Raw genomic sequence first — 25,205 nt, 5'->3', positions numbered from 1 at the left:
TCGGCCTCACGGAAAACGGGCTTTTGGCGTCGTTGGCCCATTCGGCGCCAAAACGCAATGCAAAACCCAATCTAGGCGCTTGGCCGGGAATGGCAAAGGGCTGCCCGCTTGATCCGGATCAATTCACGCGCAGGATGCGCTTGGGCGGGAGCGGACCGACCGGCCCGTGCGCCCGGAAGAACGCGAACAGCGCGTCCGCATCGTAACCGCCGTATTGTGGCGCGGTGCCCTGTTTGGCGACGGTAAACCCGTCTCCGCCGACGGCGAGGTAATCGTTGAGCGTGACGCGGTAGCCGCTTCCCGGCTCGATCGGCCTGCCGTTGAGTGTCATCCGCTCGAGGCTGACGCGCTCGCCGAACGGCTTTGAAGCATCCCAAGTATAGCTGAAGCCGTTCGACACCTGGAGAATCCGCGGCCGCTTCGGGTCCAGCCATTGCTGCTCGAGCAAGTCCTTGAGCTGGCTGCCCGTCAGCGTCATGGTGACGAGGCGGTTGCGGAACGGCTGGCTGGCGAAGACGTCGCCGAACGTGATCGCGCCATTCTCCTTCGGAACGATGTCGGTGCGGATGCCGCCGGGATTGGTGAGCGCGATGACGGCGCTGCCATCCTTCGCATCGCGCGTTGCGAGCAATTGCGCGTCGGCGATGATATCGCCGAGCGCGCTTTCGCCGGCCTCGTTCGGCACGCGCGACAATGTCTGCGTCACCGAGCCGGCGGGCCGGTTGGCGATCGGCGCGGAGAGCTTGTCGTAGGCGTCGATCAAAGCGGTCTGCTCGGGATCCCTGGCCAGCGAAGCATTTGCGACGATCACGTTCTCGGCTTTTGCGGCGACGATGTCGCGCGTTGCGGGATCGAGCTTGAGGTCGATCGCGGTGACCAGCGTGCCGTATTTGTCGCCGCTGGTGACGAGCCGCCCGTCGATATCGCAGATGTAGGCGCGGTGGGTGTGGCCGCTGACGACGACGTCGACGGCAGGATCGAACTTCCTGACGATGTCGACGATCGGTCCCGTGATGGCAGGGCATTCATTGTAGTCGCCGGCGGGCTCGCCGCCCTGGTGGATCAGCACCACGATCGCTTCGACGCCGCGCGCCTTCAGCTGCGGCACCAGCGCGTTCACCGTCTCGGCCTCGTCGCGGAATTCGAGCCCGGCGATGCCCGCTGGCGAGACGATGCCGGCGGTCTCCTTCAAGGTCAGGCCGATGAAGCCGACGGGGATGCCGTCGAAGTCCCTGATCTCGTAGGGCGGCAGCACGCTCTTGCCGGTCGCGGTCTCGACGGTGGAGGCCGCGAGATAACGGAATTTGGCGCCCTTGAAGGGATGCGGCCCCTGGCAGCCGTCGACGGGATGACAGCCGCCGTTCTGCATGCGCAGAAGCTCGGTGTTGCCCTCGTCGAATTCGTGATTGCCGACCGAGCTGATCGCAAGGCCCATCATCGAGAGCGCCTCGATCGAGGGCTCGTCGTGAAACATCGCCGACAGAAACGGGCTCGCGCCTATCAGGTCGCCCGCGGCGACGAAGATGGCGTTCTTGTGCCCGTCGCGCAGCTGCTTCAGCAGCGTCGCCATGTACTCGGCGCCGCCGGCCGCCACCGTCACCTTCTTGGACTTGTCCTCGGGGTCGTTGATGCGGATGCCGCCCGGCGGCGGCCGCAGATGGCCATGGAAATCGTTGATGGCGAGAATGCGCAGCTCGACGGGGGCTGCGCTCTGGGCCGCAGCGGGGAGGGTGCCGGTGAGAGCGAGGACGAAGCAAGCCAGGCGGAGAGGATGTCGCATGGAGTTAGACTATTCGTTCGGCGCAAAGATTTCACGAAGGTTGTTGTCGTCATTTTTGGGGCACGTGCAGCGTCGTTCCCCCGAGAATCCCATCATCGCACGAGCCGTGCCGCTCGATGAATGCCATGCCCGTTACGTGCCGCAACAATTAGCTACAATGTTTCATTTGAAAAACCGTTGGTTGTGGGGCACGATCCGGCCCCGTTCCCTTCAGGCAGACCGTCAGATTGATGATTGCCGCCCCCCGGATCGACGAATCCTCGCCGTATTATCGCGGCTGGCGGGTCGTGCTGGCGTGCTTCCTGATGGCCTTCTTCATGTTCGGCTTCGGCCTCTACGGCCAGGGCGTCTATCTCGCCGAGTTGCAGCGCGCTCACGGCTGGCCGGGCACGCTGATCTCCGCGGCCAGCACCTTCTCGTTTCTCCTGACCTCCGTGCTCGTCATCTTCACCGATGACCTGCTCGAGCGCATCGGGCTGCGCGCGTTGATCCTGTGCGGCCTGACGGCGCTCGGCGCTTCGACCGTGCTGCTGGCGCTGATGCAGACGCCCTGGCAGCTTTATCTCGCCTATGCGCTGATGTCGGTCGGCTGGACCGGCATGGGCACGGTGGTGATCGCGACCGTGCTGAATTCTTGGTTCGAGCAGCGGCGCGGCCTCGCGCTCAGCCTTGCCTTCAACGGCGCGACTTGCGGCGGCATCATCCTCGTCCCGCTGCTGCTGTCGCTGACCGGCAGCATCGGTTTCCGGTCTGCGATGCTGACGGCGACGCTCGCGATGATGGTGCTGGTGCTGCCGGCGGTCGTGACCTTCGTCGGCTGGCCCGCAGGGACAGCGCCTGCAGCGGGCGGACGTTCCTCCGGCTCAGCGCCGGTTCGCTCGCGCAAGGCGGTGCTCGCCAACGCGGCGTTCTGGACCATGGTGCTGCCGATCGCGCTCGCGCTGCTGGCGCAGATGGGTTTCATCGTCCACCAGGTGGCGTTTCTCGAGCCGCTGATCGGCCGCGCCGCCGCAGGGCTTGCCGTCACCATCATGGCGGCGATGGCGATCGTCGGGCGCCTCTCCCTCGGCCTGTTCGTCGACCGGCTCGATGCCCGGCTCGCCTGTTCTGTTTCGATGACGAGCCAGGCGGCTGCGCTGTTCGTGGCTCTGCAAAGCACGAGCCCGACCGTGCTGCTGGCCTGCTGCGCCGTCTACGGCTTCTCGATGGGGAACATGATCACGTTCCCGCCCTTGATCATCCAGCGCGAGATCGGTGCTTCGGCCTTTGCGACCGCGGTGGGCCTGGGCACCTCGATCAGCGGCATCGTTAGCGCCTTCGGCCCCGGTGTCGTCGGGCTCGTGCGCAGCTTGACCGGCAACTACACGACCGCATTCGCACTGTGCGTGGTGCTCAATCTCGTGGCCGCCGGAATCGTGTTGTGGCGGCCGAGGAGAAGGCTGCAAGATTCGCACACTCTATCACCGTCGCCCTGAGGCGGTCGCTTCTTCAGCGGCCCTCGAAGGATGACGGGAGCGACAGACAACTAGCTACCCAGCAACGCCGCATCCGCCGCTGCGACCGATTCCGCGCTCTCCGTCACGGTGCGCTCGAGCGCGCCGGCCTGCACCGCGATGTTCTCGGCGAAGAAGCGCGCCAGCGCGACGTAGCGCGGCGCATCGCCAAGGCCTTCGGCCTTGGCGGCGAGCGCCTCGGAGGCGAGCAGGCAGCCGCCGAGCGTCGCGCCGAATTGCTGCAGATAGGGCGTCGCCCCCGCAAGCGCGTCGTTCGGAGCGGAGGCAACGCGCTCCAGCAGCCATTTGCTGGTGCGCGTGAGCGCCTCCAGGGCCTCGCGCAGCTTGGTGCCGGTGGTGCCGAAAGCGGGATCGTTGGAGGCCTCCACCTGCTTGACCGTTGCCGAGAGCTCGTCGAGCAGCGCCCACACCGATGCGCCGCCATTGGCAGCTAACTTGCGCGTGACGAGATCGATCGCCTGAATGCCGTTGGTGCCTTCGTAGATCGCGGTGATGCGGGCATCGCGGTAGTGCTGGGCCGCGCCGGTCTCCTCGATGAAGCCCATGCCGCCATGCACCTGCACGCCAAGATAGGCGACCTCGTTGCCGATATCGGTGGAGTAGGCCTTGGCCATCGGCGTCAGCAACGCCGCGCGCGCGGCGGCTTCAGTGCGCACCTTCGGATCCTTGGCACGGGTCGAGACGTCGATCGCGACGGCCGTCGCATAGCAGATGGTGCGCGCGGCCGCGGTCTGCGCCCGCATCCGCATCAGCATGCGCTTGACGTCGGGATGCACGAAGATCGCATCCGAGCCGTCGCCTTTCTTGCCGACCGCGCGGCCTTGGCGGCGCTCCTGCGCATACGACAGGGCCTGCTGGTAGGCCCGGTCGGCAACGCCGACGCCCTCCAGGCCGACGCCGAGGCGGGCCTGGTTCATCATCGTGAACATGCAGCGCATGCCCTGGTTCTCTTCACCGATCAGATAGCCGATCGCGCCGCCATGATCGCCCATGGTCATGGTGCAGGTCGGCGAAGCATGCATGCCGAGCTTGTGCTCGACGCCGCTCGCATAGATGTCGTTGCGCGGCCCCAGCGAGCCGTCCGCATTGACCATGAACTTGGGAACGAGGAACAGCGAAATTCCTTTGGTGCCGGCGGGCGCATCGGGCAGACGCGCCAGCACGAAATGCACGATGTTGTCGGTCATGTCGTGCTCGCCATAGGTGATGAAGATCTTCGTCCCCTTGATGCGATAGGTGCCGTCCGCCTGCTTTTCGGCGCGGGTGCGCAGCGCGCCGACGTCGGAGCCGGCCTGCGGCTCGGTCAGCTGCATCGTGCCGGTCCATTCGCCGGAGACGAGCTTTTCGAGATAGATCTGCTTCAGCTCGTCGCTGCCGTGGGCGTCCAGCGCCTCGATCGCCGACGCCGTCAGCAGCGGGCAGAGGCCGAAGGCGACGTTGGCCGCGCTCCAGATCTCGGTGCAGGCGGCGTTGATCGCGAGCGGCAGGCCCTGGCCGCCGAAATCTTCCGGGCCGGACACCGCGTTCCAGCCGCCCTCGGTCCAGCGCTTGTAGGCGTCAGGCCAGCCCGGCGCGGTCGTGACCTTGCCACCCTCGAGCTTGATGCCGTGTTCATCGCCGACCTTGTTGAGCGGCGCCAGCACGTCGGATGCGAACTTGCCGGCTTCCTCCAGCACGGCGGCCGCGAGGTCGGCGTCGAAATCGCCGTAATGGCCGGCCTCCAGGGCGGCCTTGAGGCCCGCGCCATGGTTGAGCGACAGCAGCATGTCAGAAATCGGCGCGCGGTAGGTCATGGCTCACTCCCCGAGAACAGATATTGGCGCCGTATTCCCATGAAACGGGAGCGGTCTCAACTGCCGGGACGCCGGATGCCTGGCCGGAACGGGCAGGGCCGTTGGGGCCCAGAATAGAGTGTCAGCCGCGGGCCCTTTTTGCCCCTCCAGGCGGTTGAAATGCTGCGCCGCTCCCTATAGACCGGGCTACGACCGACGGGAATCTTCGGTGGCCGGTTCTGCCCGTCCCGTTCGTCGTCAGTTGGGGCGTAGCCAAGCGGTAAGGCAGCGGATTTTGATTCCGCCATTCGGAGGTTCGATCCCTCCCGCCCCAGCCAGCATACAAGCTGTTGAGTTCGTTGGGTAAGCAGCTCCATTCCCGCCAAATTTTTGGCGCGTTTGGAAATTGAGCTTCTAATGCTTGGTCCAGAATCGAACTAAGCGACGTTCTGCATCACATGGACACTATTGGGTCTTTCCGTGGCTTTGATCGCAATATAAACCGCATAGGCTACTCGGGGAGACCTCTTACGCGCTGTCGTAGAACAGAGAGTTATGGCGAGCAAATCGGATAGTCAGTTGAGCTGATGCGCTTCTGCACCAGAGGGGCGTCAAGCTGTAGTTCGCCCAGCCGATGGCGCAGAGTTAGCCGCAGTGGCGCTGCGGCCGTTGTGGGGGAAACGCGGCTAGTCGCCGTTACGCCGCTTTCCTGCGGGGCTTCGGCTTTGCTTTTTTGTCAAGCAAGACCCTCTCTGGAGCCGGGCGCGCGCCTGGACCAGGGTGGACATGAACTTCCTTGGCTGAAAGCGGCTCGCCGCATTCCGAGCACACCATCACGGGGTCGAACATCTTTCCGCAGTTGCGGTGCTCATGCAGCAGGGGACGTCCGCGTTCGTCGACCATGTGCGTGTCGCCCCAATGTACGAGCGCCATCATGATCGGATAGAGGTCGAGGCCCTTTTGCGTCAGGATATACTCGTGGCGTTTAGGCGACTCCTGATAGGGAATGCGGCGCAGGACGCCCTGCCGCACCAGCTTCTTCAACCGCTCGGCGAGCAAATGCCGTGTGATTCCAAGCGCTGACTGAAAACCCTCGAAGCGGCGCGTGCGCAGGAAGCATTCGCGGAGAATCAGAAGAGTCCAGCGGTCGCCAATCACACCGATGGTGCGAGCCATCGAACACGGCTCTTCCTCAAGTTCATCCCATTTCATTCTGCTCTCCGGTCGACCGGCGCCTGTTCCGCTCGAATCAGGGGGAAGCGGCAGCACGCTTACACCATTCTAGATAGGTACTAAAGGGGATACAATCCCCCGCCGGTCGTCCGAAACCTCGTGATTTCATAGCAGATTTGACAGTTCAATTTTAGAACTATAGAAATGAGTGACAGCCTGCGTTCGGCCTAGAAGATCACTCAAATCTGACCAACATCGCGCCCTGCGGGAGGAGCTGACATGTCCCTCAAAGTTGAATTCCTGTTCGATTTCGGCAGTCCGAATGCTTACCTCGCGGAACTGGCGCTTCCGGGAATCGAACGGCGCACCGGCGTGAAATTCGAATATGTCCCGATCCTGCTCGGCGGCATCTTCAAGGCGACCGGCAACATGTCCCCGTTCGATTCCCTTCGTGGCATCAAGAACAAGCCGGAATACCAGGCTCTAGAGACCCAGCGCTTCATTCGCCGCTACGATGCAACGAAGTTCAGGTCCAATCCTTTTTTTCCGGTCAATACGCTGATGTTGATGCGCGGTGCCGTCGCGGCGCAATTCGAAGGCGTGTTCGAACCCTATTTCCGCGCGGCCTACCACCACATGTGGGAGGAGCCAAAGAAGATGGATGACCTCGAAACCTTCCGAGCGGCATTCATCTCCTCAGGCCTCGATATCGATCGGTTGCTTGCGCGTGCGCAGCAGGACGACGTCAAGAAGGGGCTGATTGATCGAACCACCGACGCCGTCAACCGCGGCGCATTCGGCTCGCCGACCTTCTTCGTTGGAAAGGAGATGTTTTTCGGCAAGGACCAGCTTCGCGATGTGGAGGAGTCGATCGTCGAGCAGATCGGCCAGCCCGTTTCGAAGACGGCCTGAGGCCAGAAGCTGGAGCTTTTGCAGAGCCGGGCAGACGTCCGCGCGCCTGCATGACGAAAGCTCAGTCGGCCTTATAACGAAACCAATTCAGGGAGAATGTCATGCCCGGTCCCCTCAACGGCGTTCGCGTCCTCGATTTGACAGGCGTCGTGTCGGGCCCGTTCGCGACCATGTTCCTGGCGGATCAGGGCGCGGACGTCCTGAAGATCGAGCCGATCGGCGGTGACATTACGCGGCGCAGCCGCGCCACCATCGACAAGGAAGGCGAGTTCTCGGCACTGTTCATTTCGTCAAATCGCGGCAAGCGCTCGCTCGCCATCGACGTCAAGAGCGAGGCCGGCCGTGAGGTTCTGGCCAAATTGGTCGCGAAGGCGGATGTGCTGGTGCAGAATTTCCGGCCCGGCACCATGGAGCGCCTCGGTCTCGGCGTCGAAGAGTTGCGCCAGCGCCATCCGCGCCTGATCTATGTCTCGATCAGCGGTGTTGGCGACTCCGGACCTTATGTGAAGAAGCGTGTTTACGACCCGATCATTCAGGGCCTGTCGGGCTTTGCCGATATCCAGTCGCAGCCGGTTACGAACCGTCCGCAGATGATCCGGACTATCGTCTGCGACAAGACAACCGCCGTGTTCACCGCCCAGGCGGTGGCGGCAGCCCTCTACGCGCGCGAGAAGACAGGGCAGGGTGATCACATCCAGGTCGCCATGCTGGACGCGATGATCTCCTATTTGTGGCCGGAAGGCATGATGCAATACACGGTGGTGGGGGCCGAGGCCACTGCTGCAGATCCCAACGATCGGCCGGATCTCGTGTTCAAGACCAGCGACGGCTACATCACCGCCGGTACCATTTCCGATTCCGAATGGCAGGGTTTTTGCCAGGCGTCCGGCGATCCGGAGCTTGCCAGGGATCCCCGTTTCTCGACGCCGGCGGCGCGCTCCGTCAACGCCACGGCACGTATCAACAAGATGGCGGAGTATATCAGCCAGCACACCACCGCCGAATGGCTGGAGCGTCTGGACGCCGCCGACGTCCCCTGTTCGCCGATCCTGCGACGGGGCGAGATCATTCACAATGAACAGGTGGTCGCCCGCGATATCATTGCCGAGTTCGACCAGCCGAAGGTGGGGCGGGTGCGGCAGCCGAAGCCAGCGGCGCGTTTTTCGGTCAACGAGGCCACGATCGGCGGGCCTGCTCCCAGGGTCGGCGAGCACTCCCGCGACGTGTTGCACGAACTTGGGTACGACGATGGCGCCATCGACAAGATGATCGCCGAGCGCAGCGTGCGCGTCGCGGTCTAACCGCGAAACCCGTTGGCGATGTCTTCTAGGCCTTCGTCGGCGCCGGCGTGATCGGCGCCATGGGAACATTCGCTGCAACGGCTCGCTGGAACGCTTCGCGTTTCCGGATGCTCTCGAGATAAGGCTGAGCGTTGTCGCAAATGCCGACGCCATAGGCGATAGCCCACTCGAGGCACGTCGTGAGCAGGATGTCTGCGCTCGTAAAACGGTCACCCATCAGGAATTTCCGGCCGTCTCCGAGCGCGACTTCAACATGGCGCAACTGCTGGCGGAAATACTCGCCGGCCTGGGCAACGACCTCGGGTGCGATGCCGTAGATCGGTCCGAGCGCGTCAGCCCGATGGCGGCGCATCACGTAAAGGCTCGTGGAATCCAGCTCCGCGACGATGAAGAAGCACCATTCCAGCCACGCGGCATACTCGCGCGGGGCGTCCGGAATCAGCGATCGATCCGGCGTGGAATACATGCGCGACAGGTAGGCAACGATCGCTGCGCTCTCGCCGATGCAGAAATCGCCATCTTGAAGCAGCGGGATCTTCTCGCGCGGATTGAGCTTCGAGTATTCTGCGGTCTTGGTTTCGCCGGTTCGTGGGCCAATGGGCCTTGTGTTGTAGGCCAAGCCCAGTTCGTGCATGGCCCAGTGCGGACGAATGGTGCGACTCGTTCCAACGCCCCACAGGGTCAGGTCTGGTGTCGCATTCATATTACCATTTCTCCACGGACGGACGGAGATCGAGTTCGTGGGTCCAGCCATCTTTGCTCTGCTGGTGGGTGAACCAATAGGCTTCGGCTATGGAAGACGTCTTGGTCAGGCTATCGGGCGGAATGTCGCTTGCTTCGATGCCCTTCGCCGCCTTCATGCGTTGGTGAATCGCCTCGCTATCCACGCCGGCGTCGATCAGGAGATGCACGACGTGGATGTTCTTCGGTCCAAGCTCGCGCGCCATCGCCTGGGCCACTGCACGAAGGCCGAACTTCGCTGATGAAAATGCTGCAAATCCCGGGCCGCCACGCACGCTTGCCGTCGCACCCGTAAAGAAGATGGTGCCGCGTCCGCGCGACAGCATCACGCGGGCCGCCTCACGTCCAACCAGGAAACCACCATAGCAGGCGAGTTCCCAGGCCTTGAAGAACAGCTTCTCCGTGGTCTCGAGCAGGGGCTTGTTGACGTTCGAGCCGGCATTGTAGAGACAAACCTCGACAGGCCCGTGCTCTTTCTCGACTCGCGCGAAAATGCCTTGGACGTCTGCTTCCTGACGCGCATCCACGCTGAATGCGTGAACATCATGCCCCGCATCCCTCAGCTCGGCCACGAGTCCCTGTGATTTGGACGCATCGCGCCTGCAGATGCAAACCGTATAGCCGCCTTGGGCAAAACGCCGGGCGACCGCCGCGCCAATGGCATCGCCTGCGCCAACAAGTATCGCTACACCGCGGCTCGCTGCCATCCTCGATCCTCCCTTTAAGTTCTTATTTGATACTATAGACTAGCTGCCGGATGATGCGTTGTAAACGGAGGTTCTTAGGAGCCGCGCAGAAAAAAGCTACTCGCGGATGGATCTTCCGTTCGACTCCGGGAAAGACCGACGACGATTTATCGATTGACGAGTTCTAAAAAAGAACTATAAGTCGAAGACAAGTGTGCCGCATTGCAACGTCGGCATGGTCGGTCGGGAGGTCAGTCGTGGCGGAGCTTTCAGAGACGATCAGTGTCGACGAGATCGCTGCCGGCTTGCCGAGCCGAATCGATAAAGTCACGGCAGGACCGGTTGCCAGAGCGCCCGACCGGATTGCGCTCGTCGAAGACGGGGCCTCCTGGAGCTATCGAGATCTGGAGCAGCGCGTTGGCGAGATCGCCACCGTTCTCTCCTCGCTGGGGATCAGGGCCGGCGATCGGATGATCATCGTCAGCGAGAACTGTATTGCGCTTGCTGCTTTGCTGCTGGGGGCGAGCCGGCTCGACGCCTGGGCGATCGTCGCCAACCCGCGCTTGGCGGCGCGCGAACTGGACCAGATCCGCGATCACAGCGGCGCCCGACGGATGTTGTTTACGTCGGGTATTTCGAAGGAGGCCGCTGCTCACGCCTCTCGCTATGGCGCCGAGAGCCGGCGAATTGGCCCGCTGCCGGATATTGGTGTTGGCCCGCTCAACGAAAGCGCGTCAGTCCAGCCCGTGGAGACCGATCCAGCAAGGCAAGTCGCGGTTTTGATCTACACGTCAGGGACGACCGGAACTCCCAAGGGCGTGATGCTCTCGCATGACAACCTGCTGATCAGCGCAAAGACCACCGCGTACTTCCGCAGGATGAACGAGAACGACAAGATCTATCTTGTGTTGCCGATCTCGCATATCGTCGGCATCTCGCTCCTGATCATGACGCTGATGGTTGGCGGCACGGTGCGGATGGTCAGCAAATACGATCCGGCCGCGACTGCAAAGGCCATCGCGGAGGAGGGCGTCACCATTCTCAATGGCGTGCCTGCCACCTATCAGCGCCTGCTGGAGTACAAGAGCGTATCAGGCGTGGAACAACTCCCCCGAGGCTCGTTGCGCTTGATCGCCGTCGCCGGCGCGCCGCTGGATTTGAACCTGAAGGTGCGCGTGGAAAAGGAGTTCGGGCTTCCCTTGCTCAACGGCTACGGGATCACTGAATGTTCGCCGGGAATATCAGGGGTACGTTTCGATAGGCCACGTTCCGATCAGGCGGTTGGCACGCTGCTGCCAGGCGTGGAGGCGCGGGTGCGAACCATCGAAGGATTTCCGACGGCAGTAGGCGAAGTCGGCGAGCTGCATGTTCGCGGGCGCAACGTGATGCTGGGCTACTATCGTGCCCCCGAGCTTACCGCGAAGGTGGTTGATAGCGAGGGCTGGTTCAATACCGGCGATCTCGCGCGTTTCGACGGCGACTGTCTGTACATCGTCGGCCGCACCAAGGAAATGATCATTCGTTCCGGTTTCAACGTCTATCCCGCCGAGGTCGAAGCAGTCCTCAACTCACATAAAGACGTCGTGCAATCCGCTGTGGTTGGTCGTGCCGCGGACGGCAATGAGGAGATCGTGGCCTTTGTGCAATTGCTGCCGGGATCCCGCACGACACCAGAGACGCTGATGCATTTCGTCAGATCTCAGCTTACGTCTTACAAGCGGCCGTCCGAAATCGTCATCCTCGAGGCCTTGCCGGCGACATCGACTGGCAAGATACTCAAACACAGGCTCGCGGAGTCCTTGCGCGAAGGCGCAACCCCTGCGATGCAGGCGCCCGAATTCCGCAGGCAACATATCTAACTTTACCGGGAGGACATCTTGCAAAAGAGAAACGCAACGGCGGCCGTGATAGGCGCGGGTGACTTCATCGGCGGCGAGATCGCCAAGAAATTCGCAGCAGAAGGCTTTACGGTCTTCGCCGGTCGTCGTAACGGCGACAAGCTGGCTCCGCTCGTCAGGGATATCGAGGCTGCCGGCGGAGAGATCCAGGCCCGTTCGCTCGATGCTCGCAAGGAAGACGAGATCATCTCCTTTCTCAACGATGCAGACAAGCATGCGCCGCTGGAAGTCTGCATCTTCAACATCGGGGCGAACGTGAACTTCCCGATTCTGGACACCACAGAACGCGTCTTCCGCAAGGTCTGGGAAATGGCATGCTATTCCGGTTTCTTGGCCGGTCGCGAGGCCGCCCGCCTCATGCTGCCGCGCGGGGGCGGCAACATCTTCTTTACGGGGGCGACCGCCTCGCTCCGCGGCGGCAGCGGGTACGCCGCTTTCGCAAGCGCCAAGTTTGGCCTTCGCGCGGTCGCGCAGGCCATGGCCCGCGAGCTTGGCCCGAAAAATATTCACGTCGCGCATCTCATCATCGATTCCGGCGTGGACACCGAGTGGGTTCGGCAACGCCGGCTGGAGGCTCTCGGGCCCACCGCGCTGGATGATCCGGACGCCTTGATGCCTCCGGCCTCCGTCGCGACATCCTATTGGCAGCTCTACCAGCAACCGAGAAGCGCATGGACGTTCGAGCTGGAGATCCGTCCCTTCGGCGAGAAGTGGTAGCGGAGCCTGCTGCGATGGAGCTCAAGCTTTCCCGCGAGGATGCCGCGTTTCGTGACGAGGTGCGCAGTTTCATTGCGCAGAACTATCCGCCGGAAATGCGCGTTCCCAATCCGGAGACCGACCTGACCAAGGAGCAGTCGCTGCTCTGGCACCGGATCCTGCACAAGAAGGGCTGGATCGCGCCGCTCTGGCCCAAGGAGTATGGCGGCCCAGGCTGGTCGGTCACGCAGCGCTTCCTGTTCGAGCAGGAGACGTCTCGCGCAGGCACGCTGCCGCCGCTCGCCTTCAGCGTGACCATGGTCGGGCCGGTGATCTACACCTTCGGCAACGAGGCGCAGAAGAAGAAGTTTCTGCCGCGGATCCTGTCCGGCGAGGATTGGTGGTGCCAGGGCTATTCGGAGCCGGGTTCGGGCTCGGACCTCGCGACCGTCAGGACCAAGGCCGTGCGTGACGGCGACCACTACATCGTCAACGGTCACAAGACCTGGACGACGCTGGCGCAGCATGCCGACTGGATCTTCTGCCTGGTGCGGACCGATCCGAGCGCCAAGCCGCAATCCGGCATCTCCTTCCTGCTGATCGACATGAAGTCGCCCGGCGTCACCGTGCGGCCGATCATCACGATCGATGGCAGCCACGAGGTTAACGACGTCTTCCTCGAAAATGTCCGCGTGCCCGTCGAGAACCTGGTTGGCGAGGAGAACAAGGGTTGGACCTACGCCAAGTTCCTGCTCGGCAATGAGCGCACCAGCATGGCCGGCATCGGCCGGTCCACCCGCTACATCAACAAACTGAAACAGATCGTGAGGGCCGAGATACCGGTCGACGATCCCGCGCATCTCGAATTCCTGCGCGACATTGCCCGCATCGAGCTCGACGTGCTGGCGCTGGAAGCGACGGAGTTGCGCGTTGTCGCCCAGATGGCGCGCGGCATAGATCCAGGACCTGCGGCCTCGCTGTTCAAGATCCGCGGCACCGAGATATTTCAGAATATCACCGAGCTCACCCATCGCGCGATCGGCAATTACGGCCTGGCCATCCGCGAGCATCCGGTCAGCGCCAACCGCTTCATGCCCGGCCCCGACTACGGTCACACCGCGTCGGAAAAATATCTGAACGCGCGCAAGCTCAGCATCTACGGCGGATCCAACGAGATCCAGCGAAACATCATCGCCAAGGCCGTGCTTGGGCTCTAGCCACGACGGATCGAGAGGATCGGATGGATATTCAGTTCACGGAAGAGCAGGAATTGCTGCGATCCAGCGTCCAACGCTTGCTGCGAGACCAGTATGATTTCGAGGCGCGGCGCAAGATCGTGGCGAGCGAGGAAGGCTTCAGCCGGAAGCAGTGGGAGGGTTTCGCCGAGCTCGGCCTGCTCGCCGCACCGCTCTCGGAAGGCGCGGGCGGTCTCGGCGGGGGTCCGCTGTCGACCATGATCGTCATGCATGAGTTCGGCCGTCACCTCGTGGTCGAGCCTTTCGTCGAGACGGTGGTGCTGGCCGGCGGATTGATCGAGCATGTGGGCACGCCGGAGCAGCAGCAAAGCTTCATCCCTGAAATCATCGACGGCTCGAAGATCTGGACCTTGGCCTGGACGGAGAAGGGATCGCGCTTCGATCTGGCCAATGTCACGACCAGAGCGCGGCGCGGGGGGAGCGACTACGTCCTGACCGGCGCGAAGACCATGGTGATCGCCGCGCCCTGGGCCGACCATCTGATCGTCTCGGCGCGGACCTCCGGCGACGATCGTGACCGCGGCGGCGTCAGCCTGTTCGTGGTGGATCGCCGCGCGACGGGCGTCGATCTTCAGGGTTTCAGAACCATCGACGGTCGGCGGGCAGCGGAGGTCAGCCTGCGCGGCGTCCGCGGGCAATTGCTGGGAGAGGAAGGCGAGGGCCTTGCCGCGCTGGAAGCCTGCCGCGACCGCGCCATCGGCGCGCTCTGCGCGGAAGCCGTCGGCGCCATCGGTGAGTTGAACTCGGCGACGCTGGATTATTCGAAGACGCGCAAGCAGTTCGGCACCACCATCGGCTCGTTCCAGGTGCTGCAGCATCGGATGGTCGACATGTTCATCGCCCACCAGGAGGCGCTCTCTCTGATGCAGCATCTGAGCCTCAGCCTCGGCGGCGGCGATGCCGGCCTGTCGCGGCTCGCCTCCGGTGCCAAGTCGAAGATCGGCTATGCCGGCAGGTTCGTTGCCGACCAGGCGGTGCAGCTTCATGGCGGCATGGGAATGACCGACGAGCTCAATGTCGGGCACTATTTCAAGCGTATCTCCTCCATCAACATTCAGTTCGGCGACCCTGCGTTCCACGTGCTGCGTTACGCGCAGCTGGACGCGGCCGCGTAGGCAGAGAGGCCAGCATGACGACAGAAGCAGTCATCGTTTCCACCGCCCGAACGGCCGTCGGGAAGGCCTATCGCGGTGCGCTCAACAACACGGACGGCCCGACCATGGCCGGGCACGTAATGGCCGAAGCGGTGAAGCGCGCCGGCATCGCGCCCGGAGAAGTAGAAGACGTGGTCATGGGCTGCGCGATGCAGCAAGGCACCATGGTGATGAACGTGGCGCGCAAGGGCGCCATTCGCGCCGGCCTGCCCGTCACGGTGGCGGGCACCACCATCGACCGGCAATGCGCGTCCGGCCTGCAGGCCATCGCGGTTGCCGCGCGCTCGATCATGCTCGACGGGGTCGAGGTCGCGATCGGTGGAGGCATCGAGTCGATTAGCCTCGTGCAGAACGAGCATATGAACAAATTCCACGCCGTTGACGAAGAGCTGATGGCGATGAAGCCTGAAATGTACATGTCGATGCTCGATACCGCCGAGGTCGTTGCCGAGCGCTACAAGATCGGCCGCGACAAGCAGGACGAATACAGTCTCGAGTGCCAACGCCGCGTCGGCGCTGCGTTGCAGGCCGGCCGCTTCAACGACGAGATCGTGCCGTTCACGACCAGGATGGCGCTGGTCAACAAGGACACCAAGGAGGTCACCTACCAGCAGGTGACGCTCGCCAAGGACGAAGGGCCACGGCCGGAAACCACCGCCGAGGGCCTGGCCAAGATCAAGCCGGTGTTCGAGGGCAAAACCATCAGCGCAGGAAATGCCAGCCAGCTTTCGGACGGTGCCTCGGCCTGCGTGATCATGAGCGACAGGATTGCTGCCAGGAAGGGGCTGAAGCCACTCGGCATCTTCCGCGGCTTCGTTGCCGCCGGCGTCGAGCCCGACGAGATGGGCGTCGGCCCGGTCGCCGCGATCCCGCGCCTGCTCAAGCGCCATAACCTGAAGATCGACGACATCGACCTCTGGGAGCTGAATGAGGCTTACGCGGTGCAGGTGATCTATTGCCGCGACAAGCTCGGCATCGACCCCGACAAGCTCAACGTCAATGGCGGCTCGATCGCGATCGGCCATCCCTACGGCATGACTGGTTCGCGGCTCACCGGCCACCTGCTGATCGAGGGGCGTCGGCGCAAGGCGAAATACGGCGTGGTGACCATGTGCATCGGTGGCGGCATGGGCGCAGCCGGTCTGTTCGAAATCATCCACTGAGCGGCAACGCGGGAGATCATTCGTGAAGACAGCAATTACCGAACTGTTCGGCATCGAGCACCCGATCATCCAGGGCGGAATGCACTATGTCGGCTTCGCCGAGCAGCTGCGGTGTCGAACGCCGGCGGGCTCGGCATCATCACTGGGCTGACCCAAAGGACGCCCGAGCTGCTGGCAAAGGAAATCGCGCGCTGCCGCGACATGACCGACAAGCCGTTCGGCGTGAACCTCACCTTCCTGCCGACCTTCAGCGCCCCACCTTATCCGGAATATATCGCCGCGATTAGGGAGGGCGGAGTAAAAGCGGTGGAGACCGCCGGCCGCAGCCCGGAACAGTACATGCCGGCACTGAAGGCCGCCGGCATCAAGGTGATCCACAAATGCACCTCGGTCCGTCATTCGCTGAAGGCCGAGAAGATCGGCTGCGACGCGGTCAGCGTCGACGGCTTCGAGTGCGGCGGTCATCCGGGCGAGGATGACATTCCGAACATGATCCTGCTGCCGCGCGCCGCAGACGAGCTCAGCATCCCCTTTGTCGCGTCCGGCGGCATGGCAGATGGCCGCAGCCTCGTCGCGGTGCTGTCGATGGGCGCGGCGGGCATGAACATGGGGACGCGTTTCGTCGCCACCAAGGAGGCGCCGGTCCATGACAACGTCAAGCAGGCGCTGGTCAAGGCCACGGAGCTGGACACCGTTCTCGTCATGCGCGCGCTGCGCAACACCGAGCGCGTGCTCAAGAACAAGGGCGTCAACGAACTGCTCGAGATCGAACGCGAGAAGGGGGCAAGCCTGAAGATCGAGGACATCCATGATCAAGTCGCCGGCGTATACCCGCGCGTGATGGTCAACGGTGAGATGGATGCCGGCGCCTGGAGCTGCGGCATGGTGGTCGGCCTGATCCACGACATCCCGACCGTGAAGGAACTGATCGACCGTATCATGGCCGACGCCGAACGCATCATCCGGGAGCGCCTGACTGGTTTTCTCGACGGCGCCGGGCAACGGCCGGCTGCGGTTAGGGCAATCGCCTGAACCCTTCCGGAAGGGCGTTGCGGACGTTCTGACGAGGTTATGCGCAGCGCATGGTCATGCGTGCGTCGATCGTTGTTGAGGCCGATGGGCTGATGGACGGCCTTCGGTAGCCTCGGAGGCACTTATGAGCCAAGCCGACTTCCACTACTACGAGCCTTCGAAAGGCCACGGACTCCGGCATAATCCCTTCAATGCGATAATCGCGCCGCGTCCGATTGGGTGGATTTCGTCGCGCAATGCAGCCGGTCAATTGAACTTGGCGCCGTACAGTTTCTTCAATGCGTTCCTCTACGATCCTCCGATCATCGGGTTTTCCTCGATTTCGTGGAAAGACACGGTCAAGAACGTCAGCGAGACGCGCGAGTTCGTCTGGAATCTGGTCACCATGGATCTCGGCGAACGCATGAACGTGACAGCGACGCCGCTCGATCACGGCGTGAGCGAGTTCGAAGCAGCCGGTTTGACGCCGATACCCGGCCGCCACGTTGCTGTGCCGCGGGTGGGCGAGAGCAGGGCCGCCATGGAATGCAAGGTCGTCGAGGTCTCTCAGCTGGCCAACGCACGCGGAGAAAAGGTGGAAGGATGGTTCGTGCTTGGTGAGGTCGTCGCGGTCTACATCGACAAAACGTTGATCGAGGACGGCGTCTACAACACGGCACTTGCGCGTCCCATTCTGCGCGCCGGCCGGGGTGGAGATTATCTCGAGGTCAGGACCGAGAACATGTTCGAGATGAAGCGCCCACCCGGCAGCAGCAAACCGGAATTCCACGGCACCTGATTGCGCTGGAAGCAGGCTCAACTGTCGGGCTGGCCAAGCACTTGGTCGACAGGCCTGAGCCCGGCTTCACAACGCCGATGAGAGACTAAACGGGAAGCCTGTGCGGGGTCATATGCCCATCAAGATCCCGGGCCTCGTGCGTACAGGCCAAGAGCCAGCAGCGAAAACGAGCTCATCACGACGCCCAACGCGAACATTGCTTCCGGTGACACTGTGGCAGCAAGCCATACGCCGATCGCGGCGATCATCATCTGCAAGAAACCGAGCAGCGCCGAGGCGGCGCCGGCCTTCTCGCCGAATGGAGAGAGCGCCCGCGCAGTGGCCAGTGGACTGACAACACCCATGCCGAGAAGAAAAACGCACATCGCGGCCAGAAACGGCAGGAAGGTCGGGCTGATCATCGAGATGAGCAGGATCGCAAGGCTGCTGGCCGTTGTCGCGCACAAACCTGCCCGGATCGGGCCGTCGAGCCCGTAGCGCGGTGCCAATCTCGTTGCGAGCATACCGGCGGCGAATACGATGAAGACGGTCCCGGCGAAAAAGAGGCCTAGCTGGATCGGCGTGAAGTGCAGCGCCTCGATGAACAGGCGCGGTGCGGCGGAAAACATCGAGAACAAGCCGCCCATAGTGAGGCTCGAGGCGGCCGCGGGGGTAGCGAAGCGGCGGTCGCCAATCAGGCTGGCATAGGTCCTGCAGATGACAGCTGGATTGAGCGGCGTGCGGATCGAATGGTGGGTTTCGCCGAGGACGATGCTGTAGGCCACGGCGCTGACGGCGGCGAATATCGCGACCAGCGCGAATTCGGCGCGCCAGCCCAGGCTGTGGTCGAGGGCGCCGCCAAGCAGCGGCGAGAACCCGGGCGCTGCGGACATCACGATCATGATGAGCGCCATCGCGCGCGCCAGTGCCGCGCCACTGAACATGTCGCGGGCAATGGCGCGAGACAGCACTGATGTCGCGCAGGCACCTGTTGCCTGCACGACGCGGCCGGCCAGGAGATTAGGCAGGTCGGTCGCCAGACCGCACCAAACGCTGCCGGCGAAGAACACGGCAAATCCGATCAGGACCGGCCAACGTCTTCCGTAGCGATCCGAAAGCGGTCCGACCACGAGTTGACCGAAGCCGAACACTGCAAGAAAGACGGTGATGGCGGACGTGACCGCCGCACTCGTGACATTCAATGAGATCGCGATCTGCGGCAAGGACGGCAGCAGAATGTTCGTCGCGAGCGTTCCCATCGCGGCCAGGACAGAAAGGACGGCGATGGGCAGGGCGCTGGAGGTGGGAATGTCCCGCGGCGCGGTGTTGATCAGGTCAGCCATGGGACCTTTCGTGTGATAGGGATAGGTAGATTGAGACGGCGAGTGAGGCGGTTCGCGCCGCTCGCCGACTTCGTTCTTGTCCGCCCAGCCGTGTTATCAGCGGACGATGCGTTCGACTGCTATGGCCGTAGCTTCGCCGCCGCCGATGCAGAGTGACGCGACGCCGCGCTTGAGGTTCCGCGTTTCGAGCGCGTGAAGCAGCGTCACGATCAGCCGCGCACCGGTGGCACCGATGGGATGACCGAGCGCGCAGGCGCCGCCGTTGACGTTCAGCTTCTCCCTGGGGATACCGAGATCCTTCTGCGCCGCCATCGCTACGACCGCAAATGCCTCATTAATCTCGAACAGATCGACGTCGCCAACGCTCCAGCCAACCTTGTCCACCAGCTTGCGAATAGCCGGGATGGGGGCCGTGGTGAACCATTGTGGTTCCTGGCTGTGGGTGGCATGGCCCTTGATCTCGGCGAGCACCGGGAGGCCGTCGCGATCGGCCAGCGAGCGTTTCGCCAAGATGAGCGCCGCAGCGCCGTCAGCATTGGCGGATGAGGCTGCGGGCGTGATGGTGCCGTTGGCGCGGAATGCGGCTTTCAGCCCCGGGATTTTGGCGGGATCCACTTTGAGCGGATGCTCGTCGTTCGAGATGATCCGGGGCCCGGCCTTCTCGGTCAACGTGATTGGAGCAATCTCAGCCTTGAACGCGCCGCCTTCAACCGCCTTGCGGGCGCGGCTCAAGGTCTCGATCGCATAGTCGTCCTGGTCTTTGCGGGTGAATTGATAGGCCTCCGCCGTGGCCTCGCCAAAGTCGCCCATCGAGCGTCCGGTCTCGTAGGCGTCTTCCAACCCGTCCATCAGCATGTGGTCGATGATGCGGTCGTGGCCAGCGCGATAGCCGCCGCGTGCCTTGGCCAGCAAATAGGGTGCATTGCTCATGCTCTCCATGCCGCCAGACAGAACGATCTCGGCGGAGCCCGCATTGATGATATCGTGAGCCAGCATGGTGGCCTTCATGCCGGAGCCGCAGACCTTGTTGATGGTGGTGGCGCCGGTGGCATCCGGCAATTTGGCGCCGCGCGCGGCCTGGCGTGCCGGCGCCTGGCCTTGTCCGGCTGGCAACACGTTGCCCATGAAAACCTCGTCGATCCGCTCGGGCGCCAGTTTGGCTCGTTCGAGAGCAGATCCGATCACATGGGAACCGAGCTTGTGGGCACTGAGTGGCGAGAGCTCGCCCATGAAGCGGCCGAGCGGCGTACGGACCGCGGAGAGGATGACGACGGGATCGGAAGCGGCGGCCATGGCGAATTCTCCTGTTGATCACTTCGTTATATGACGATAGTCATATAACATGGGCGACATTGCAATGAAATATTGCCGTCGCTCCAAAAGCGCGGTCCAGAAGCGCTGGTGGATGGGATCGGTCGAGCAGCCGGTCACCGAACAACTTGCACGGAGGGGAGATGCGTTACGTAGGAGACCACAGGCGCCAGACCCACAGCCGGATCGTTGAAAGTGCCTCCTACGGCTTGCGTCAAAACGGTGCCGAGGGACTTAGTGTCGTCGAGTTGATGAAACTCGCCGGTCTTACGCATGGCGGATTCTATAATCACTTCGAGTCGCGTGCCGCGCTTGTTGGCGAGGCAATTGCGTTTGCGATGGATCAAACGGCCGAGCGGTGGAAAAAGCTGGCGAACCGGAAGGCGAACGAGGACCGTTTCGAGACTTTGATCGCCGATTATCTCAGTTCCCGCCACCGCGACAATCCCAGACAAGGCTGCGCGCTTCCAGCCCTGGCCGCTGATGTCGCTCGATCGAGCCCGAGGGAGCAACGGGCGCTTGCGTCCAAGCTGGAGAAGATGATCGAGATCCTGGTCGAAATGCTTCCTGCCGAGGGTCCTCAACAGGCACGCCAAATCGCGACGAGCGCCATTGCGACCATGGTTGGATCGATCATGCTCTCGCGTGCTGTCGGCGCCGGGAAGCTTTCCGACGATATTCTCGACGCCGGACGGATGTCTGTCTGCGGCCCGGTTCACAAGCGACAGCGCAGAACAGCAAAGGCGATGAGCTGCGACAAACCATAATCTGGGAGGTGCCCATGACGGCCGGCAAGTGGCTCAAGACAGCCTGCAACCTGTGTTACGTAAACTGCGGCATCGAGGTCTGGGTGAATGAGGGGCGTCTCGAGAAGGTACGAGGCGACCGTTCAAACCCGAAGTCGCAAGGCTATTTGTGCAACAAGGCAGCGCGCATTCCCTACTATGCGCATCACAGGGATCGGCTCACGACCCCGCTGCGTCGTCGCGCCGATGGCGGCTTTGATGAAATCGAGTGGGACGTCGCGATCGCTGAAATCGCGGAGCGGCTTCGAGACGTCGTCGACAGGTATGGCGGCAAGAGTATTGCCCTTTATGGCGGCGGCGGGCAGGGCAACCACGCCGGCGGTGCCTACGCCAGTGGCTTGTTGCGTGCGCTGGGCTCGCGCAGCGTCTTCAACGCGCTTTCGCAGGAAAAAACCGGCGATTTCTGGGTCAATGGCCACATGTTCGGCAGCCAAACCTGCCACACGTCAGAGGACGTCCATCATTGCGATCTCCTGCTCGTCATCGGGGCAAATCCCTGGATCGCGCACGGCTTCCCCAATGCGCGCGACCATCTCAATCAGATCCGCAAGGATCCCGCACGCAAGCTGATCGTCATCGACCCCCGTCGAACCGAAACCGCAGAGATGGCGGATCTGCATCTTGCGGTTCGCCCCGGTGCCGATGCGTTTCTGCTTGGCGCGCTGCTGGCCACGCTCGTCCGTTCCGACCGGATCGACCATGCGTTCATCGAGGCGCACACGATCGGCTTCGCGGAAGTGAGGCAAGCGCTATTGAACATCCCCGTCGAGGAATGGGCGGCCGCCGCCGATATCTCGATCGCGGAGCTGGAGAGCTGCGCCGCGATGATCGCAGCCGCGAAGGCCATGGTGGTTCGGGTTGAACTCGGCATCCAGCAAGGCGTCAACTCGACACTCAACTCCTATCTTGAAAAGCTCTTGATCATGCTTTCCGGCAATTTCGGTCGTGAAGGTACCAACCAATTGCATAGCTGGCTTCAACCGCTATGGGGAAACTCTCCGAACCAGACATTCGCGCCGACCGGCGACGCGATCATTGGGGGCTTGTTGCCGCCCAACATTTTCCCCGAGGCGGTACTCAAGGATCATCCGGAGCGGTTGCGTTGCGTCTGGATCGACAGCTCCAATCCCGCCAACACCGCCGCAAATACCGTGGCGATGGAACGCGCGTTGCAATCGCTAGAGCTATGCGTTGTGGTCGACGTTGCGATGACCGAAACCGCACGGCTCGCGCACTACGTTCTCCCGGCCTCCACACAATACGAAAAGACCGAATTTACTCTGTTCAACTTCGAATTTCCGACCAACTATTTTCATGTCCGCGCCGGTGTTCTGCCGCCACTTGCCGGCACCTTGCCGGAGCCCGAGATTTACACGCGGCTTGCCGTCGCCCTGGGGCTTCTGCCGGGTGACAATGTGCTCGCGCCGCTACGCGAAATAGCACGGCGCTCGCGACCTGAATTCGCCGCGGCCTTTCGTGCTTTCATCGCGGAGAACCCTGCGGCAGTGCCTGCCCTGGTGCTCTACCATACGCTGGGGCAGACGCTTCCGGACGGTACCGCGGCAGCGGCGCCGATGTGGAGCGCGGCGCAGGCTTGCGCAAAGCGATCGCCGCAAGCGGTGCGGCGGGCGATCGGCGCATCCGAACAGGTGGCGGACCATCAGCTCGGAGATCTCCTGTTCGACACCATCGTGGCCTCCCGGCAAGGCACGGCGGTTACACGGCACGAGTATGACGAGGTCTGGTCACTGATCGGCCATTCGGATCGCAAGGTTCGCCTGATCGTCCCGCAGATGCTGGAATGGCTGGCGCGTCTCGATCCGCAAGCCGCTCGCGCGCCAAGGGAGTTCCCGTTCGCGCTGGCGGCTGGTGGCCGCCGCATGTTCAATGCCAACCAGATCTTTCGCGATCCCGCGTGGCGTCGCGACGACCCGGACGGCGCCCTGTTGATCAATTCGCGCGATCTGAGCGAGTTGGGCGCGAAGGATGGTGACTGGATCGCGGTGGAGTCGGCGGCGGGGCGGCTCGTCGTCCGCTGCAAGGTCGACGACGCCATGCGGAACGGCCAATTGGCGCTGCCGCACGGCTACGGTCAGGCATACCCGACATCGGACGGAGAGCGCCTGATCAACGGACCGCGCATCAATCTGCTCACCGAGAGCGGCAACCGCGATCCCATTGCGGGTACGCCCTACCACAAGAACGTCGCGGTTCGTCTGGCCCTGGTATCCGGGCACGAAGCTGCCGCCTGTCAGTCGCAATCCGAGCGAATTCACATGAGAGCGGCCGGACAATAGCTGGAAGGGAACATCACATGACTGAGAAACCGATCGCGATCGTGACCGGGGTGGGGCCGGGCACGGGAGCTGCCATCGTCAAGCGCTTCTCTGCTGGCGGTTTCCGTATCATCGCGCTTGCTCGCTCTGCGGAGCTCATCGATCGCCTTGCGCAAGAGCTTCCCGACGTGCACGCGATGACCTGCGACGTGTCGGACGAGTGCCAGGTGCGGACTGTGATCACAGACGTAAAGCGGCGTTTCGGCCCGGCTGACGTTCTCATCCACAACGCTGTCGGCGGGGGCTGGGGGAATTTTCGCGAGATTGATCCGAAGTTGTTGAAGGGAAACTTCGAGGTCAACGTGATGGGTTTGTTGTATCTGGCCCGCGAAGTGGTGCCTGACATGATTGATCGCGGCAAGGGCGCAATCCTGGTGACCGGCAACACCTCTTCGATCCGAGGCAAAGCCAATTTCGCCGGCTTCGCACCGACAAAGGCGGCGCAGCGTATTCTGGCCGAGTCGATCGCACGTGACGTGGGACCTCTCGGCGTGCACGTCTCCTACGTTCTCATCGACGCCGTGATCGATACCCCCCGGATGCGCGCGCGGATGAGCGACAAACCGGATGAATTCTTCATCAAGCCGGCGGCGATCGCTAACGAATTATTGCATCTCTACGGTCAGGACCGCTCGGCCTGGTCGTTTCTCACGGAACTGCGGCCATTCAACGAAAATTGGTGATGCTCGAGCACGGACACGGCGCGCTGGGTCACTTGGAGAGATCTCCGCGACTTGAAAGGTCAGAAACATGCCTGATGGATCCATCTCGGTTGATACGGGGACGGACGAACTGCTGTGCGTGATCCGGGATCGCGTCGCGGTGATTACCTTGAACCGACCCCAGGCCCGAAATTCCTTGTCCGATCATCTTACGCCGGCGTTGCGCCGGATGATCAAACAGAATGGAGATGATCCTGAGGTCGGAGCCCTCCTCATAACAGGGGCAGGCACCGCGTTCTGTTCGGGCGGCGACGTCAAGGGAATGGGCGGCAACTCTGCGGTGCCGGCCATGTCGGTCAGCGACAAGGTTGCGCGGTTGCGGGAACGTCAGCGAACCCTGACCGGCGTACTTGTTTCGGTGCGGAAGCCCACCATTGCGGCTTTGCCGGGACCGGCGGCTGGCGCCGGGCTTGCGATCGCACTCGCTTGCGACATTCGTATTGCAGCCGAATCCGCCATCATGACGACCGGGTACGCCAAAATCGCGCTCACCGGCGATTACGGCATTTCTTGGCTGCTGACCCGGCTGGCTGGGACGGCGCGTGCCCGCGAACTGATGTTCTTGTCCGAACGTATCGATGCGCGCCGCTGCGAAGCGCTCGGGCTGGTTAATCGCGTGGTGTCCGATTCCGAGCTGCAGGACGAAGCATTTGCAGTGGCGAGGACGTTGGCGAATGGTCCGGCGAGCGCCTATGCCTCCATGAAAGATAATCTCGCCCTTGCGCTGTCGGCTGACTTCCTGACGTCAATGGATCAGGAGGCCGAGAGGATGGTCGTGGCGGCGGGCACTGCGCAGCACACCGAAGCCGTCCGGGCTTTCATTGAGAAACGTTCTCCCAGTTACAGGTGAAG

20 protein-coding genes, 1 tRNA gene and 1 pseudogene are annotated in these 25,205 nt (G+C 62.7%); 15 read left to right on the top strand and 7 right to left on the bottom strand.

Annotated elements, in window-relative coordinates:
* Nucleotides 1–118 precede the first annotated feature (118 nt).
* Nucleotides 119–1,780, bottom strand: coding sequence for a bifunctional metallophosphatase/5'-nucleotidase (locus ABIA40_RS20230; protein WP_404543024.1), 1,662 nt, complete (start codon nt 1,778–1,780; stop codon nt 119–121).
* Nucleotides 1,781–2,010: 230 nt separating this feature from the next.
* On the opposite strand from ABIA40_RS20230, the gene ABIA40_RS20225 reads away from it, so the two are divergent.
* Complete coding sequence (locus tag ABIA40_RS20225; protein WP_271542464.1) at nt 2,011–3,255, top strand: MFS transporter; 1,245 nt, start codon at nt 2,011–2,013, stop codon at nt 3,253–3,255.
* 50 nt (nt 3,256–3,305) lie between these two features.
* Here the strand turns inward: ABIA40_RS20225 and ABIA40_RS20220 are convergent, their stop codons facing one another.
* Nucleotides 3,306–5,087 carry an acyl-CoA dehydrogenase gene (locus ABIA40_RS20220; protein ID WP_271542462.1) on the bottom strand — a complete coding sequence of 594 codons (1,782 nt, stop codon included), beginning with the start codon at nt 5,085–5,087 and terminating at the stop codon, nt 3,306–3,308.
* Nucleotides 5,088–5,329: 242 nt separating this feature from the next.
* Between ABIA40_RS20220 and ABIA40_RS20215 the strand changes: the two genes are divergently transcribed.
* Nucleotides 5,330–5,404: transfer RNA gene (locus ABIA40_RS20215), tRNA-Gln, on the top strand.
* Nucleotides 5,405–5,762: 358 nt separating this feature from the next.
* Here the strand turns inward: ABIA40_RS20215 and ABIA40_RS20210 are convergent.
* On the bottom strand, nt 5,763–6,278 hold the full coding sequence (locus ABIA40_RS20210; RefSeq protein ID WP_271542460.1) for a helix-turn-helix domain-containing protein: 516 nt from the start codon (nt 6,276–6,278) through the stop codon (nt 5,763–5,765).
* A 240-nt stretch (nt 6,279–6,518) separates the two neighbouring features.
* Between ABIA40_RS20210 and ABIA40_RS20205 the strand changes: the two genes are divergently transcribed.
* Together ABIA40_RS20205 and ABIA40_RS20200 are read left to right on the top strand one after the other, a co-directional pair.
* Nucleotides 6,519–7,151: a 2-hydroxychromene-2-carboxylate isomerase gene (locus tag ABIA40_RS20205; protein ID WP_271542458.1), complete on the top strand. Its 633-nt coding sequence runs from the start codon at nt 6,519–6,521 to the stop codon at nt 7,149–7,151.
* Nucleotides 7,152–7,252: 101 nt separating this feature from the next.
* The gene (locus ABIA40_RS20200) at nt 7,253–8,452 is read left to right on the top strand and encodes a CaiB/BaiF CoA-transferase family protein (protein WP_271542456.1); all 1,200 of its coding nucleotides are present in this window, start codon (nt 7,253–7,255) and stop codon (nt 8,450–8,452) included.
* A gap of 25 nt (nt 8,453–8,477) precedes the next feature.
* On the opposite strand, the gene ABIA40_RS20195 is transcribed toward ABIA40_RS20200, so the two are convergent.
* On the bottom strand, nt 8,478–9,155 hold the full coding sequence (locus ABIA40_RS20195) for a glutathione S-transferase family protein (RefSeq protein WP_271542454.1): 678 nt from the start codon (nt 9,153–9,155) through the stop codon (nt 8,478–8,480).
* A gap of 1 nt (nt 9,156) precedes the next feature.
* Complete coding sequence (locus ABIA40_RS20190; RefSeq protein ID WP_271542452.1) at nt 9,157–9,900, bottom strand: SDR family NAD(P)-dependent oxidoreductase; 744 nt, start codon at nt 9,898–9,900, stop codon at nt 9,157–9,159.
* A gap of 236 nt (nt 9,901–10,136) precedes the next feature.
* Here ABIA40_RS20190 and ABIA40_RS20185 point away from each other — a divergent pair, with 236 nt between their 5' ends.
* From ABIA40_RS20185 to ABIA40_RS20155, 7 genes and pseudogenes are all read left to right on the top strand, one after another.
* Nucleotides 10,137–11,738, top strand: a complete 1,602-nt coding sequence (locus ABIA40_RS20185) for a class I adenylate-forming enzyme family protein (protein ID WP_271542450.1) — start codon at nt 10,137–10,139, stop codon at nt 11,736–11,738.
* Nucleotides 11,739–11,756: 18 nt separating this feature from the next.
* Nucleotides 11,757–12,494 carry an SDR family oxidoreductase gene (locus ABIA40_RS20180; protein ID WP_271542448.1) on the top strand — a complete coding sequence of 246 codons (738 nt, stop codon included), beginning with the start codon at nt 11,757–11,759 and terminating at the stop codon, nt 12,492–12,494.
* 14 nt (nt 12,495–12,508) lie between these two features.
* Complete coding sequence (locus ABIA40_RS20175) at nt 12,509–13,690, top strand: acyl-CoA dehydrogenase family protein (protein WP_271542446.1); 1,182 nt, start codon at nt 12,509–12,511, stop codon at nt 13,688–13,690.
* Nucleotides 13,691–13,713: 23 nt separating this feature from the next.
* The gene (locus ABIA40_RS20170; RefSeq protein WP_271542444.1) at nt 13,714–14,844 is read left to right on the top strand and encodes an acyl-CoA dehydrogenase family protein; all 1,131 of its coding nucleotides are present in this window, start codon (nt 13,714–13,716) and stop codon (nt 14,842–14,844) included.
* A 14-nt stretch (nt 14,845–14,858) separates the two neighbouring features.
* Entirely contained in the window at nt 14,859–16,046 is a 1,188-nt protein-coding gene (locus ABIA40_RS20165; RefSeq protein ID WP_271542442.1) for an acetyl-CoA C-acyltransferase, read from the top strand.
* Between the two features lie 22 nt (nt 16,047–16,068).
* A pseudogene (locus tag ABIA40_RS20160) lies at nt 16,069–17,078 on the top strand (NAD(P)H-dependent flavin oxidoreductase).
* Between the two features lie 124 nt (nt 17,079–17,202).
* A complete protein-coding gene (locus ABIA40_RS20155; RefSeq protein ID WP_271542440.1) occupies nt 17,203–17,856 on the top strand; it encodes a flavin reductase family protein in 654 nt (217 codons plus the stop codon).
* 119 nt (nt 17,857–17,975) lie between these two features.
* Here ABIA40_RS20155 and ABIA40_RS20150 read toward each other — a convergent pair whose 3' ends face one another.
* The gene (locus ABIA40_RS20150; RefSeq protein WP_271542438.1) at nt 17,976–19,178 is read right to left on the bottom strand and encodes a multidrug effflux MFS transporter; all 1,203 of its coding nucleotides are present in this window, start codon (nt 19,176–19,178) and stop codon (nt 17,976–17,978) included.
* A 96-nt stretch (nt 19,179–19,274) separates the two neighbouring features.
* Nucleotides 19,275–20,471: an acetyl-CoA C-acyltransferase gene (locus tag ABIA40_RS20145; protein WP_404543021.1), complete on the bottom strand. Its 1,197-nt coding sequence runs from the start codon at nt 20,469–20,471 to the stop codon at nt 19,275–19,277.
* Nucleotides 20,472–20,632: 161 nt separating this feature from the next.
* Between ABIA40_RS20145 and ABIA40_RS20140 the strand changes: the two genes are divergently transcribed.
* The 4 genes from ABIA40_RS20140 (at nt 20,633) to ABIA40_RS20125 (ending at nt 25,203) form a co-directional block, all read left to right on the top strand.
* A complete protein-coding gene (locus ABIA40_RS20140) occupies nt 20,633–21,256 on the top strand; it encodes a TetR/AcrR family transcriptional regulator (protein WP_271542434.1) in 624 nt (207 codons plus the stop codon).
* A 14-nt stretch (nt 21,257–21,270) separates the two neighbouring features.
* A complete protein-coding gene (locus ABIA40_RS20135) occupies nt 21,271–23,592 on the top strand; it encodes a molybdopterin-dependent oxidoreductase (RefSeq protein ID WP_404543019.1) in 2,322 nt (773 codons plus the stop codon).
* Nucleotides 23,593–23,609: 17 nt separating this feature from the next.
* Nucleotides 23,610–24,314 carry an SDR family NAD(P)-dependent oxidoreductase gene (locus tag ABIA40_RS20130; RefSeq protein WP_271542431.1) on the top strand — a complete coding sequence of 235 codons (705 nt, stop codon included), beginning with the start codon at nt 23,610–23,612 and terminating at the stop codon, nt 24,312–24,314.
* Between the two features lie 67 nt (nt 24,315–24,381).
* Complete coding sequence (locus ABIA40_RS20125) at nt 24,382–25,203, top strand: enoyl-CoA hydratase-related protein (protein WP_271542429.1); 822 nt, start codon at nt 24,382–24,384, stop codon at nt 25,201–25,203.
* The last annotated feature ends 2 nt before the right edge of the window (nt 25,204–25,205 follow it).

This window comes from Bradyrhizobium sp. USDA 223 (genome assembly GCF_044909005.1).
Lineage (GTDB): Bacteria > Pseudomonadota > Alphaproteobacteria > Rhizobiales > Xanthobacteraceae > Bradyrhizobium > Bradyrhizobium yuanmingense.
This window is presented reverse-complemented; position numbering and strand designations above follow the sequence as displayed.